A 13,767-nucleotide genomic window follows, 5' to 3' on the forward strand; every position below is an offset into this window, starting at 1 on the left:
CGGCATCGGGGCGATCGTCTACGGCCTGGTCAACGCCGCCGAACACGGCTGGTCATCGTCGGTCACAATCGTGGCGCTGGCGGTCGGCGCCGCCCTCATCGCGGGCTTCGTCTACACCGAGAATCGCGTGGTGCAGCCGATCACCCCGCTTCGCCTGTTCGCCAGCGCGTCCCGCAGTTCGGCGCACGCCGGGCGGTTGGTGATGGTCGCCGGGTTCATGGGCATGATGTTCTTCCTGACGCAGTACATGCAGGAGGTCCTGCACTACGGTCCGCTGGAGACGGGTGTCGCCTATCTGCCGATGACGGCGGCGACGTTCGCCTCGTCGCAGCTCACCGCGCGGGTACTGGCCGACCGGTTCAGCACGCGGACGCTGCTGATCACGTCGTTCGGTCTGGCCGCGGCGGGCCTGTTCTGGCTCACCGGTCTCGACGCCCACACGCCGTACCTGTCCCTGCTCGGCCCGTTCATCCTCGTCGGCGCCGGCGGCGGCATGGCCTTCCTGTCGTTGACGACGGCCGCCCTGCACGGTGTGCATCCGGAGGACGCCGGTGCGGCGTCGGGTCTGGTGAACACGTCTCAGCAACTCGGGGGAACGGTCGGCCTCGCGGTCATGGTGGCGGTGTTCGGCGCGGCGACCCAGGGGGCGGCCCCGTCGGCGGCGAGTTTCGCGCACGGCATGTCGGTGACGGTGTTCGTCGCCGGTCTGCTGATCGTCGCCGGTGGCGTGCTGATGGCCGTCACCCAGGGCCAACGCTCCGCAACCGCGACCGAGGCGGTGCGGGTCAGGTAGCGGTCGCCTCGAAGCCCGCACACAGCGCGGCGACGCCGGCATCGAGGAGTGCCCTCGGGTCGGTGAGCCGCGCTGCGTCGGGTGTCGACGACAACCCGCCGAGATGCGCGAGATGCGGTGCGGTGCGCCCGGCGATCAGATCCGCCAGGCCGCTCGACTCCTCGTCGGGCGTATCGGCGCCGAGGAACTGTTCGCTCACCGTGGCCAGTACGACGCCGTTCACGTAGTTCCACAGGGTCAGTGTCATCTCGGTGGCCCGGACCACGTCGACCCCCAGCTCGAGGAATCCGGCGACCAGCCAATCCAGCCCTTCGAGCGAGTCGATCCCGAAGCTGTATCGCGGGGTCGCGTAGGCCAGCACCACCCACGGATGCTGCTGGTAGAGGTCCCAGTCGAGGTCGACGGCGATCGCGACGCGCTCCCGCCACGTCCACGGGCCCGGCTCGTGCACGGGATACGGGAACCGACGTCCGATCTCGGCGACCATCGAGCCGATCAGCGCGGTCTTGTCGGCGACGTGCCGGTACAGCGACATGGCGCCGACGCCGAGTTCGTCGGCGACGCGACGCATCGACAGCGCCGTGAGGCCATCCCGGTCGGCGATCTCGATCGCGGTGTCGACGATGGCGTCGGCGGTGAGCTTGCCGGTGCGCTGCTCGGCCACGCCCCTCCTCTCCAGGGCTCGGGAACAATTCACTTGCGTACAGCGTACTCATTCTCGTACCGTCAAGCGTACGGCGTACGCGGGCTCGCCCCATGGACGCCGTACATCTGTTTGTGTGAGTGTTTGAGGAGAGTCCGCCATGTCTACCGTCTTCCATTCGTCCGATCGGCGTCACGGGACCCCCGCGACCGCTGACCGACGTATGTGGTGGGGGCTGGCCGTCCTGACACTCCCGGTGCTGCTGGTCTCGATGGACTTCTCGGTCCTCTACCTCGCGATCCCGGCCATCACCGACGCCATCGATCCGTCGGCCGCGCAGCAGCTCTGGATCCTCGACATCTACGGCTTCCTGATCGCGGGCCTGCTGATCACGATGGGCAACGTCGGCGACCGCGTCGGCCGGCGACGCATCCTGCTGGCCGGTGCCGCACTGTTCGGCATCGCTTCGGTGATCGCCGCGTTCGCGCCGAACGCGGCCGTGCTGATCGCGGCCCGCGCCCTGATGGGAGTCGGCGGCGCGACCCTGATGCCGTCGAGCCTGTCGCTGATCGCCAACATGTTCCCCGACAAGCGGGACCGCGCCCGCGCGATCGGGGTGTGGACGGCGTCCTTCGCCGGCGGCAGCGCGATCGGGCCGGTGATCGGCGGCGTCCTGCTGCACCACTTCTGGTGGGGTTCGGTGTTCCTCATCAACGTCCCGGTGCTGGCCGTCCTGTTCATCGCCGCACCCCGGTTGGTGCCGGAATACCGCGCGGTCACCTCCGCCCGCTTCGACGTCGTCGGTGTGGTGTTGTCGATGCTCGGCATCCTGCCGGCCGTCTACGCGGTCAAGACCCTCGCCGCCGACGGCGTCAGCGGCCTGGTCCTGACCATCGGCGCGTTCGGCCTCGCCATGCTGGTGGCGTTCGTCATCCACGAGCGCCGCGCCGAGGCACCGCTGCTCGACCTGGCGCTCTTCCGCAACGCCCAGTTCAGTTGCGCGGTGGCCGTCGCGCTGGTCGGCATGATGGCGCTCGGCGGCATGTCGTATCTGACCGGCGTCTACCTGCAGTCGGTCCGCGGTTTCGACGTGCTGTCCGCCGCGCTCGCCGGACTGCCGATGGCGATCGCGGTGGCCACATTCTCGATCGGCGCCTCGCGGGTGGTCGCCGCGATCGGTCTGCGGGCGGCGTTCGTCGGCTCGATCGTGCTCGCGGCCGTCGGCAACCTGGGGCTGCTCACGCTGAGCACCTCGAGTCCGCTGTGGATCTACCTGGTGTGCACGTCGATCGCCGGCATCGGCTACGGCGTGCAGTTCAGCCTCGTGTCCGACGTCGTCGTCGGATCGGTGCCGGTGGAAAGGTCCGGCGCCGCGTCGGGGATCTCGGAGACCAGCTTCGAGCTGGGTACCGCGCTGGGTCTGGCACTGCTCGGTTCGCTGGCCACCCTCGTCTTCCGGGAGAACGCGAACGGCCTGTCGTTCGGCGACACCCTCGGCGAGACACTGCATCGGGCACTCGATATGGGCGACGACGGAACCGCTGTGGCGACCGCCGCGCGCGCCGCCTTCGTCGACGGGATGCACGCCGCGTCCATCGCCAGCGTGATCCTGCTCGGCGTGCTGGCCGCGGTGGTGACCGTCGTCATGGCCGAACGCCCGGGCGTCCGTCCATAAGCTGGACCCCATGCATGAGCTGATCGCGAACCGCCGGAGCGCGCGCGGCTACGACCCGCACGCCACGATCGGCGCCCACGACCTCACCGAGATCCTCGACGCCGGACGGTGGGCGCCCACCTGGGGGCGGATGCAACCGGTGCGGTTCATCGTGGGTGTCCGCGGCGACGAGACGTTCGGCATGCTCGTCGAGACCCTCAACCGCGGCAACAGGAGTTGGGTTCCCGCGTCGGCCGCGCTGATCCTGGTGTGCACGACCGACGCCCCCGACGACGCCAAACCGCACGTCTACGGGGCCGTCGACGTCGGTTTGGCCGTCGCGCAGATGATCCTGCAGGCCGGTTCACTCGGCTACAACGCCCACCCGATGGCAGGTTTCAATCCGGCCGCCGCACGCGACGCGTTCGCGGTTCCCGACGACAAGCGACCACTCGTGATGGTCGCGATCGGGCGCCTCGCCGACGATCCGGGCGCCCTGCCCGACGAGATACGCGAACGCGACGAGCGGGAGCGCACCCGGCTGCCGCTGTCGGAGGTCGCGTTCGGCGCGACGTGGGCCCGGCCGTTCGAGTCGGGTCCCGAGTAAACGAGACTGCGAGCGCACGAAGGGCGGGTGGCGCATCGCACCTCAGGTAACGCGGATGCCGGCCGGCCCCACAATCGTCAGAACTGACCGCAGGTCATCTTCGCCTTCTCGACGGCGTCGTGGGCCTTCTTCATCTCCGGCCGCGAGATGCCGTGATCACGCAGGAAGTGCCGCACCTTCGCCTCGTTCGGGTGCTTCTTGGCGAACTCCGCATGCTTGGCCTGGCGCTGCTCCTTCGTCATCAGCAGCCCGTTCTCGAAGTGCGCCTTGAGCTTCGGGTGCTCGTTGATCCGCTTGGCGAGAGCCGGATCCTCCTTGGCCAGTGCCCGCTCGACCTGCGCGAGCGTGCACTTGGTACCGGGCACCATCGAGCTGGCCGACGGGGCGGGCTTGGCCGGATGTGCCGGCATGGGCGCGGCGTTGGCGGCTCCGCCGACAGCGATGACCGACGCGATTCCGGCGCCGGCGATGCCGTAGGCGAGGCGACGTGAGATCCGTTGAGTGTTCACTGGTTTCCAGACCTTTCTGAGGAGCCCGTCGGCACGCGCCGCCGGCCTGTTTGACGTGCGCGACCACCTCGGCACGCGTGGCAAAACTATGGCCCCCAGATGTGAGTCCACTGAGAAAACACCAACGTGTCGCCAACAGTTTTCGCAGGTCAGCGCCGTTATTGCCGGAATTGTCCGCGCATGTCGGGATTGACTACCCTCTTATGGATGCCGAAGCCCGCTCCCCCACCGCGCCCGGCCGTCCGGCAGCTGTTCTTCGCGGTGCCCGACGTCCGCGGCCGGTGGGGTGCCGCATCACGGGCCGGCCTGGCGTTCGCTCTGCCGGCCGTCGCGCTGTATGCCGCCGGTTTCGGCCGCGACTCGCTGCTGGTCGCGCTGGGCGGTTTCGCCATGCTGTACGGCGAGAACCGCCCGTACCGGGTGCGCTGGCGGGTCATCTCCACCGGGTCCGTGGTCCTCGTGGCGGTGGCGACCGGATACGGCCAGCTCGGCCGGTGGGCGGGCGCCGACGCCGGCACCGCCCGCGACCTCGTCGTGGTCGCGGCGCTCGCGATCGGCGCCGGGATCGTCGTCTTCGTCGTCAACGCGATGCGGCTGGGACCGCCCGGTCCGTTCTTCTTCGTGCTCACCGCGGCCATCGCCACCGTCGTCACCCGCCACGGCGTGGACCCGATGGTGCTGGCGATGTGCGCCGCGGCGGGAGCCGTCGCGTCACTGATCGTGGGAATGGCGCCGGCCCTGTGGCGTCCGCGCGGCCCGGAGTCGGCCGCCACCGGCGCGGCATTGGCCGCGGTGGAGGAGTATCTCTCCGACAATCGCTCCGCCGACCCCGCGCGACGGCACGGCGTCGCCCTGTCCACGCTGCACGCGTGGTCGGTGCTGCACGACTCCGCACAGACCGATTCCAAGCTGGCGCAACAACTCTGGATATCCCAGCATCGGTTCCACGATGCGCGGCCCGACGAGACGGGCTCCTGGGCACCACCGCTTCCCCGTCCCGGCGTCGCGCATCGGCTGATCGTGGCGCTGCACTGGCACGGTCACGCCACGGTGACCACGATCAGGGTCGTCGTCACCGCGGCACTGGCCGGCGGGTTGTCGGTGCTGTTCGGCCTGTCCCGCCCGGACTGGGCCATCCTCGGCACGGTCCTCGTCCTCCAACTCGGACCGGACCGCATCCGCGGCAGTCTGCGCGGAGCGCATCGACTCGTCGGCACCGTGCTCGGCCTGGTCGTCTTCAGCGTGCTCCACCTCCTCGACCTGCAGGTGCTGGGCCTGATCGTGGTGATCGCGATCCTCAACGTCCTCATCGAGCTCACCATCGTCGGCAACTATGCCGTCGCCGTCACCTTCATCACGCCGCTCGCGATGCTGATGGGCAATCCCGAAGGCGGCCTGTTCGTCCCGGTCCGCGACCGGTTCCTCGAGACCCTGGTGGGGGTGGTGCTGGCCGTCGCGTCGATGTGGCTGTTGCTGCCACGTGCGCATCGCCGGTCGCTGCGGCTTGCCCACGACGAGGTGCTCGGCGCCTGCGGGCCGATCGTCGATGAGACCGACCGGTCGCCGGTGGGGTCGCCGCGCATGCAGACGGCACGTCGGGACCTACAGTGGGCGTTGCTGGAATCGGAGATGGCGGCCACCGACAGCGCCAGCGACGAACCCTATTGGGCACGTGGACAATGGCCACATCATCTGAACGTGGTGCAGATCGGCTACGACACCCTCGGCGCGTGCTGGCGTACCGAACCCGGACGCCCGGTCGACGCCGCCGTCGCCGACGAACTGATCGACCGGGTGGCCCGGGTCCGATGAGGGTGCGAGACCGTCAGGTCAGCTGACCGCCACGTCCCCGGCGGCGGACGAGTCGAGGTTCTCCACGCTCATCTCGGTGTCCTTGGTCTCGACGACCAGGTAGCAGCAGAGCACGCTGACCGACGACAGGATCGCGAGCATCACGCCCACCCAGATCGACCCGGGACCCGCGATGAGCGGTGCGGCGATCAGCGGCGGGATGGCGCCACCGAGGATGCCGGCGAGGTTGTACCCCATCCCCGCACCGGTGTAGCGGTATCGCGCCTCGAACAGTTCGGGCAGCATCGCACCCGCGGGTCCGTAGGCGATACCGAAGATCAGCGCACTGCCGAGCAACCCGGCGACAAAGGCGAAACCGCCGCCCTGTTCGAGAATCGGGAACAGCACCAGCACCCACGGCACCGCGATGATGCACGACGTCATGATCACGCGGCGACGACCGACCCGATCCGACCACATCGCCGACGCCGCGATGGACAGGCCGAACACGATGGCGGTGACCATGCCCGCCGAGAGCACGAAGACGCGGGACAGGCCGAGTGTCTTGGTGCCGTAGTTCGTGAGGAATGCCGTCGACATGTAGAAGAGGGAGAACAGGCTCGCGAGGGCGCCGCCGGCGATCAGGATCTCCTTCCACTGGTACCGGAACGCGTCCAGGAACGGCAGCTTGGGTCCGTCGGCCGGTTCCAGGGCACGTTGCTGCTGCGCCTGCCGGAACACCGGGGTCTCGTCGACGGCCAGCCGCACCCACAGACCGACGGCGACCAGCGCGAACGACAGGATGAACGGGATACGCCAGCCGTACTCGAGGAATGCCGAACTCTTCTCGCCGAGCGTCACGCTCGCGATCAGGAAGGTCAGCGAAGACAGGAAGAACGCGAATGCGGGACCCAGCTGCGGGAACATCGCGTACATGCCGCGCTTGCCCTTCGGGGCGTACTCCGCGGTGAGCAGCGTCGCTCCCGCCCATTCCCCGCCGACGGCGAAGCCCTGCAGGAACCGCAGCACCACCAGGATGATCGGCGCGGCCATGCCGATGCCGTTCGGGGCGATACCGAACGCGCCGGTCTCGTATCCGGGCAGGAACCCGATCGCGACCGTCGCGAACCCCATGATCAGCAGGGTCCACACCAGTGTGCGTTTGCGGCCGAGCCGGTCGCCGAAATGCCCGAACAGGATGGCGCCGACCGGTCGGGCGAAGAACGCGACCGCGAAGGTCGCAAACGACGCCATGGTGCCGGTCAGCTGGTCGGCCTCCGGGAAGAACACCGTCGGGAAGACGAGGGCGGCGGCGGTGCCGTAGATGAAGAAGTCGTAGAACTCGATCGTCGTACCGATCGAACTCGCCGCCGCCACCCGCTTCATGCTCATGCGTCTGGGTTGCGTGGAGTCTTTGGGACTGGCCATGGGTACCTCGTTTCCGGGGGATGGTGCTGCTGCCTGCCCACCCTCGAGCCGATGCCGGGAGATCCGCGGTGATCACCGTCACGGATCGGCCATCAGGAGAGGCAGATCTCAGAATCTGCCATTTCGGACAATACCGGCACCCCCCAAAGTGGGTGTTTGGCCAGAAAAGGGACTCAGCGTATAGTCCTCTGCATGCAGCGCGCGCTCCTTCTCGGTTGCCGCGGCGGGGTCTGATACGACCGGCCCTCCGTCGCGGGCCTTTCTATGCGCCGGTCATCTTCCTTCCAATTAACGGAGATTGACCTCAAATGGCAGCAGCAGACACCTTCACCTCGGGCGCGAGTCGGATCATCGAGCCGGCCGGCCCCATCCCCGCAAACCAACCGGTCTGGAACCCGCAACGTAGCTCGGCGATGCCGATCCATCGTTACCGGCAGTTCGCCGACGAGGTCGAGAAGGTGTCGGTACCCGACCGCACCTGGCCCGACACCGTCATCACCCGCGCCCCCGCCTGGTGCGCCGTGGATCTGCGCGACGGCAACCAGGCGCTGATCGACCCGATGAGCCCGGCCCGCAAACGCCGCATGTTCGACCTGCTGGTTCGCATGGGCTACAAGGAGATCGAGGTCGGTTTCCCGTCGGCGAGCCAGACCGACTACGACTTCGTCCGCGAGATCATCGAGGAGAACGCGATTCCCGATGATGTCACCATCCAGGTGCTGACCCAGTGCCGCGAAGAGCTGATCGAGCGCACCTTCGAGGCCTGCCGCGGCGCCAACAAGGTGATCGTCCACTTCTACAACTCGACGTCGGTGCTGCAGCGCCGGGTGGTGTTCCGCGCCGACAAGGACGCCATCACCAAGATCGCGACCGACGCCGCGCACAAGGTGCTCGAGGAGCAGGCGAAGTACCCGGACACCCAGTGGCGCTACGAGTATTCGCCCGAGTCCTACACCGGCACCGAACTGAGCTACGCCAAGCACGTCTGCGACGCGGTCACCGAGATCATCGCTCCCACACCGGAACGCCCGATGATCATCAATCTGCCGGCGACCGTCGAGATGGCCACCCCCAACGTTTACGCCGACTCCATCGAGTGGATGCACCGCAACCTGGCCCGCCGCGACTCCATCATCTTGAGCCTGCACCCGCACAACGACCGCGGAACCGCTGTCGCCGCAGCCGAATTGGGCTATCAGGCGGGCGCCGACCGCATCGAGGGCTGCCTGTTCGGCAACGGTGAGCGCACCGGCAACGTGTGCCTGGTGACCCTGGGCATGAACCTCTTCAGCCGGGGCGTCGACCCGCAGATCTCCTTCTCCGACATCGACGAGATCCGTCGCACGGTCGAGTACTGCAACCAGCTGAACGTCCCCGAGCGTCACCCGTACGGCGGCGACCTGGTCTACACGGCGTTCTCCGGCAGCCACCAGGACGCCATCAACAAGGGCCTGGATCAGATGAAGATCGATGCGGACGAAGATGATTCGGACGTCGACGACATCCTGTGGCAGGTGCCCTACCTGCCGATCGACCCCAAGGACGTGGGGCGTACCTACGAGGCCGTGATCCGGGTGAACAGCCAGTCCGGCAAGGGCGGCGTCGCCTACATCATGAAGGCCGACCACGGCATGAACCTGCCGCGGCGCCTGCAGATCGAATTCAGCCGCGAGATCCAGAAGATCACCGACGGCGAGGGCGGCGAGGTGTCGCCGAAGGAGATGTGGGACGTCTTCGCCGACGAATACCTGTTCCCGGTGCGTCCGCTCGAACGCATGCGGCAGAAGGTCGATGCCTCCGAGATCGACGGCGGCGACGACCAGATCAGCGCGGTGGTCAAGGTCGACGGCGTGGAGAAGGAGATCTCCGGCTCCGGCAACGGTCCGCTCGCCGCATTCGTCGACGCGCTGTCGACCGTCGGCTACGACGTCCGCATCCTCGACTACAGCGAGCACGCGATGACCGCCGGCGACGATGCGAACGCCGCGTCGTACGTGGAGGCCCAGATCAACGGCGAAACCGTGTGGGGTGTCGGCATCGCGTCGTCGATCACCACCGCGAGCCTGCGCGCCGTCGTATCGGCGGTCAACCGGGCCTACCGGGTGGCCAATCCCGAGGTGGCGGCCGAGGCCGGTACCGCGCCGCGCACCTGGGCGCCGTAGCTCCATCCGGTAGTCGAAACCACACAGACCTCACGATGAGCAGGAAACCCCTGCCGTCATCGTGATCAGGCATGGGCCGGAACCCTCCGCAGCGGGCGATCCTCGCTGCCGGGTTCCGGCCCGTTCCACTCTCACCCGGCCTGGATGATGCCCGGCGGCTCGCGGTCGCCGATCATCACCGCATGGGTTCTGTGATCGGTGACCTGCTCCCCCTTGCCGTCGGCATCGCCGTCTCGCCGATCCCGATCATCGCGGCCATCCTGATGCTCCTGGCGCAGAACGCGCGGGTCACCAGCATCGCGTTCGGCCTCGGGTGGCTCGGCGGGATCGTCATTGCCACCGTGGTCTTCGTGGTCGTCGGCGGGGCCGTGAGTGACTCCGGCGGCACCTCGGGCGTCTCGTGGATCAAGGTGGCGCTCGGTGTGCTGTTGCTGCACTTGGGCTTACGGCGGTGGCGATCCCGCGATAGCGCGTCGACACCGAAGTGGATGGCCGCCATCGACACCATGAAGCCGTTCACCGCCCTCGGTATCGGCTTCGCACTCGCCGCGATCAACCCGAAGAACCTGATGATGTGCATCGCCGCGGGCGTCGCCATCGGTTCCGGATCGCTGTCGGTGGGTCAGACCGCCGGCTGTGTGGTGATCTTCGCGCTGCTCGCCGCGGTGACCGTACTGGTCCCCGTCATCGGCTATCTGGTGGCCGCCGACCGATTCCGAATGCCGTTGGAACACCTCAAGGAATGGTTGGAGACCCACAACAACGCGGTGATGGCCGTGCTGTTGGTGGTGATCGGTGCCATGTTGGTGGGCAAGGGCATCGGCGGCTTCTAGGCCGTGGTGCCGATGACATTTCGGCACCGAAACGGCTCAAGTGACCGGCATGCAGGATAGCTTCAATCTCACCACCGACTCAACGTCGAACCCCACCAGCGAGGAGTGGAACTCGGTGCCCCTGCTCATACCCGACACCCAGCGTCGAACGCTCGACGAGATCACCGACCGGCTCGACCTGCAGATCGGTGACGCGAAATCCAAGCAGTCCGCATTCTGGATCATGCTCGTGTTGTCCGGCCTCATCGCGGTATCCGGAGTGATCGGCGACAGCACGGCCACCGTGATCGGCGCGATGATCGTCGCCCCGCTGTCGACGCCCATCCTCGGCGTCGGCCTGGGCATCGTGGCGGGGCGCGGCAAACTCGTGCTGAGCAGTCTCGGATACGTGCTCGCGGGTGTCGTGATCGTCCCGGTGCTGGGTGCGGTGATGGCGCAGCTGTTGCCGAATCCCACCAACGTGCTGGCGAATTCACAGGTGCTCGGCCGCACCTCACCGACCCTGGTCGACCTGATCGCAGCACTGGCCACCGGTCTGGTCGGCGCCATCGCCATCACCCGACGCGACGTCGGCGACGTCCTTCCGGGGGTGGCGATCGCGATCTCCCTGGTCCCGCCGCTCGGTGTCGTCGGGGTGTGCCTCGGCTCCGGTGCACCGTCCCTGGCGCTGGGCGCGTTCATCCTGTTCGCGTCCAACGTGATCGCCATGGTGATCACCAGTGTCGCGATCCTCACCGTGGCCGGGTACAGCGGCGAGTCCCTTGAACGTGCCGGCGATGCCAAGGGTCATCGGGCCCGTGTCTATCTGATCCTGGCGATCGCCTTCGTCATCGTCGCCATCCCGATGGTCCTGAACTCGCTGTCCTCGTTGTGGTCTCGACAGGTCTCCGACGCGACGACCGCCTGGCTGGACGCCGGCGGACTCAGCGACGCCGAGGTGACCGGGGTCAAATGGACGGGAGACACGGTCACCGTCAACATCCTTGGCCCCGAGAACCTGCCGTCGATCGCCGCCTTGCAGTCGTCGGTCGACGCGCTGGTCCCGTGGAATCCCCAGGTGGTGGTCGTCCACACCGTCGGCGGGCGGCAGACGGGCTGACCGGGGCCTACACCCCCGTCGTCGCCTCCACCACCCCACGCTCGATGGCGTCGACGAACGCCGCATGATCCCGCGTCGTCCGTTCGCTGTAGGCGAGTGCGAACTTGCCTATCGCACGGTCGAACTCGTCGGTCTGGCCCAGGTAGTCGGAGATGGCGACGGGATCGCCGGAGCGTGCGTGACCGAACGCCAGGACCCGTCCACAGACCCGGCCGTACACTTCGAGCCCCTTGGGCTCCAATGCGCCGATCAGCACCGACCCCTTGGCATCTCGCAACTGCCGGACGTAGAAGTCGCGATTGACGCCGTCGTAGCCGTCACCGTTCTGCCAGCCCAGGAACACGTCGCTGACCGCCTGTGTGAGCCGCTGACCGAACACCACCCGCTCGCCCTGGTTGGCATACTCGGGTCCGTCGTCGAGGTATCGGTCGAGCACCGACTGCTGCGCTTCCTTGGCTTGCAGCAACAACAGGCTGCCGTCGATCCTGCTGCGCATCAACATGACCCACGCGCGCGTCCCGACACTGCCGACACCGACGACCTTGCGGGCCACCCGGACGAACTCGAACTTGTCGAGCAGCACGCGATTCGACGCGTCCATCGACTCGCGGTACGAGGCGAGCCGATTGGACATATCGGCGTAGATTCCGTCCGCGGTCATATCGCTGACCAGCTCTTCGACCGGGACGATCAGCGGGGGTGTGTTGACGAATCGCACCTCGCCATCGGCGCCGGTGGTGGTCAGTTTGGCCAACGCCTGCATGGTGTTACGTCCCCACGCCTTGTTGATCTCCTTGCGGAGGATCTTGGTGGTGGCGTTGTCCACCAGCTTGCGCACCTCGCTGAGCTCGCTGGTGGGACTGAGGTGGCTGTACCACGCGGCGAGGGTCCCCAGTTGCGCCTGGGCCGCGATCGTCGAGCGGTACTCGGCCGCGCACTGGCGGGCGATGCGCTTGGCCTCCTTCGGGGCGCACCCGTTCTCCGTGGCCGCCACCGCCAGGCTCGCGGCCAGTCGCTTGACGTCCCATTCGAACGGCCCGGGATAGGTCTCGTCGAAGTCGTTGACGTCGAAGGCGAGTTGACGTTCGGGGGTGGCAAAGAATCCGAAGTTGCTCAGATGGGCATCCCCGCACAACTGGACGATCAACCCCGAGTGGGGGGTCGACGCCAGGTCGTGCGCCATCACCAGCGCCGCACCTCGGTAGAAAGAGAACGGATTCAACGACATCCGCCCGTGGCGAACCGGCAACAGTTCGGCGACGCGCGACTCTGCCTGACTGAGCAGCAGTCCGACCGGATCACGATCCGCGTCGCTGCCGACCGCGGCGAGATCGGCCAGCACCGTCTGCGGCCGCTGCCCTACGGTGGCCGCAAGATCTGCGGTCATGATCCCAGAATCCGCGCCTTCTCCGCGGCGAACTCCTGATCGGAAAGGATGCCCTGCGACTTCAGTTCGGCGAGCTTCTGCAACTGCGAGATGCGGTCATCGGCTCCGCCGGCGGGCGCCGCAGCGGGTGCGGCGTACTGCTGCTGCGGCGGGGGCGCGTACTGCTGCTGCGGCGGGGGCGCGTATTTCTGGGCGTAATGCGCCTCCTGCTGTGCCTCCTGCTCGGCCCAGCGTCGGCCTTGCCGACGCGACACACGGTTGGAGACCGATGTCGCGGTCCCCGCGATCACGGCGGTGCGAGCGGCCGCACGAATCAAACCCGGCATGGTGATCTCACTTTCCTTCGGCCGCGTCGATGGCGGCGAGTACGTCTTCGGCAGCGATGCGGCCCGAGGCGACCAGTTCGGCCCCGTTGCGTCGCAGCGCCGTGGCGAACGGTGCCGCCCAGTGGTTTTCGTAGACGAGAATCCCCGCGACGGTGCCGGGTTCGAGGACCGACCCGACTTCTTCGATGTCCGGGGCGTCGAGCAGCCCGCTGGCTGCCTCCGCGAACAGTGCCGCGTCGAGACTGTCCCCGAAGTCCAGATCGGTGATCTCGACGCCCGCGATGCTCCCGTCCTCGCCCTTGCGCACGAACGCGAGATCGAGCACACGGATGATGTCTCGTTCGACGAGGTCGACCAGCAGCGGAAGCGCTGTCCCGTCGAGTTCTCGGTCCTTGGCGAATTCGATCACGATGTAGTCGACTGGTCCCACGACCAACTCGTCTGAGGTCTGCTCGGTCATGCTGTCCAGCCTTCCACACTTCGCAGGCCGCGACTCACCCTTTACGTGTGAAATCACGGATGTTCATCCTTTCCG

The 13,767-nt window shown here is 67.5% G+C and carries 13 protein-coding genes; 7 read left to right on the forward strand and 6 right to left on the reverse strand.

What is annotated here, in order from left to right; translation table 11 throughout:
- Positions 1-4: 4 nt before the first annotated feature.
- Complete coding sequence (locus ACWDTI_RS12160) at positions 5-793, forward strand: MFS transporter (protein ID WP_449738580.1); 789 nt, start codon at positions 5-7, stop codon at positions 791-793.
- Here ACWDTI_RS12160 and ACWDTI_RS12165 read toward each other — a convergent pair.
- Positions 786-1,457: a TetR/AcrR family transcriptional regulator gene (locus ACWDTI_RS12165; RefSeq protein ID WP_449738344.1), complete on the reverse strand. Its 672-nt coding sequence runs from the start codon at positions 1,455-1,457 to the stop codon at positions 786-788. The genes ACWDTI_RS12160 and ACWDTI_RS12165 overlap by 8 nt on opposite strands.
- A gap of 139 nt (positions 1,458-1,596) precedes the next feature.
- Here ACWDTI_RS12165 and ACWDTI_RS12170 point away from each other — a divergent pair, with 139 nt between their 5' ends.
- Together ACWDTI_RS12170 and ACWDTI_RS12175 are read left to right on the forward strand one after the other, a co-directional pair.
- Positions 1,597-3,111 carry an MFS transporter gene (locus tag ACWDTI_RS12170; RefSeq protein ID WP_449738345.1) on the forward strand — a complete coding sequence of 505 codons (1,515 nt, stop codon included), beginning with the start codon at positions 1,597-1,599 and terminating at the stop codon, positions 3,109-3,111.
- 10 nt (positions 3,112-3,121) lie between these two features.
- Complete coding sequence (locus ACWDTI_RS12175) at positions 3,122-3,697, forward strand: nitroreductase family protein (RefSeq protein WP_449738346.1); 576 nt, start codon at positions 3,122-3,124, stop codon at positions 3,695-3,697.
- A 77-nt stretch (positions 3,698-3,774) separates the two neighbouring features.
- Here ACWDTI_RS12175 and ACWDTI_RS12180 read toward each other — a convergent pair whose 3' ends face one another.
- Complete coding sequence (locus tag ACWDTI_RS12180; RefSeq protein WP_449738347.1) at positions 3,775-4,206, reverse strand: hemophore-related protein; 432 nt, start codon at positions 4,204-4,206, stop codon at positions 3,775-3,777.
- 207 nt (positions 4,207-4,413) lie between these two features.
- On the opposite strand from ACWDTI_RS12180, the gene ACWDTI_RS12185 reads away from it, so the two are divergent.
- On the forward strand, positions 4,414-6,018 hold the full coding sequence (locus tag ACWDTI_RS12185) for an FUSC family protein (RefSeq protein ID WP_449738348.1): 1,605 nt from the start codon (positions 4,414-4,416) through the stop codon (positions 6,016-6,018).
- Between the two features lie 18 nt (positions 6,019-6,036).
- Here ACWDTI_RS12185 and ACWDTI_RS12190 read toward each other — a convergent pair whose 3' ends face one another.
- On the reverse strand, positions 6,037-7,425 hold the full coding sequence (locus ACWDTI_RS12190) for an MFS transporter (protein WP_449738349.1): 1,389 nt from the start codon (positions 7,423-7,425) through the stop codon (positions 6,037-6,039).
- 308 nt (positions 7,426-7,733) lie between these two features.
- Here ACWDTI_RS12190 and leuA point away from each other — a divergent pair, with 308 nt between their 5' ends.
- From leuA to ACWDTI_RS12205, 3 genes are all read left to right on the forward strand, one after another.
- Entirely contained in the window at positions 7,734-9,587 is a 1,854-nt protein-coding gene (gene leuA, locus ACWDTI_RS12195) for a 2-isopropylmalate synthase (protein WP_449738350.1), read from the forward strand.
- 182 nt (positions 9,588-9,769) lie between these two features.
- A complete protein-coding gene (locus ACWDTI_RS12200; protein WP_449738351.1) occupies positions 9,770-10,420 on the forward strand; it encodes a GAP family protein in 651 nt (216 codons plus the stop codon).
- Between the two features lie 49 nt (positions 10,421-10,469).
- Positions 10,470-11,519, forward strand: coding sequence for a TIGR00341 family protein (locus ACWDTI_RS12205; RefSeq protein WP_449738352.1), 1,050 nt, complete (start codon positions 10,470-10,472; stop codon positions 11,517-11,519).
- 7 nt (positions 11,520-11,526) lie between these two features.
- On the opposite strand, the gene ACWDTI_RS12210 is transcribed toward ACWDTI_RS12205, so the two are convergent.
- Genes ACWDTI_RS12210 through ACWDTI_RS12220 form a run of 3 tightly spaced genes read right to left on the reverse strand, consistent with a single transcriptional unit; the run spans position 11,527 to position 13,692 of the window.
- Positions 11,527-12,906, reverse strand: a complete 1,380-nt coding sequence (locus ACWDTI_RS12210; protein WP_449738353.1) for a DUF2252 domain-containing protein — start codon at positions 12,904-12,906, stop codon at positions 11,527-11,529.
- Positions 12,903-13,232 carry an SHOCT domain-containing protein gene (locus ACWDTI_RS12215; protein ID WP_449738354.1) on the reverse strand — a complete coding sequence of 110 codons (330 nt, stop codon included), beginning with the start codon at positions 13,230-13,232 and terminating at the stop codon, positions 12,903-12,905. The genes ACWDTI_RS12210 and ACWDTI_RS12215 overlap by 4 nt, the downstream gene beginning before the upstream one ends.
- Before the next feature lie 7 nt (positions 13,233-13,239).
- Positions 13,240-13,692, reverse strand: a complete 453-nt coding sequence (locus ACWDTI_RS12220) for a DUF6325 family protein (protein WP_449738355.1) — start codon at positions 13,690-13,692, stop codon at positions 13,240-13,242.
- Between the last annotated feature and the right edge of the window lie 75 nt (positions 13,693-13,767).

It is taken from the genome of Gordonia sp. NPDC003424 (assembly GCF_053588655.1).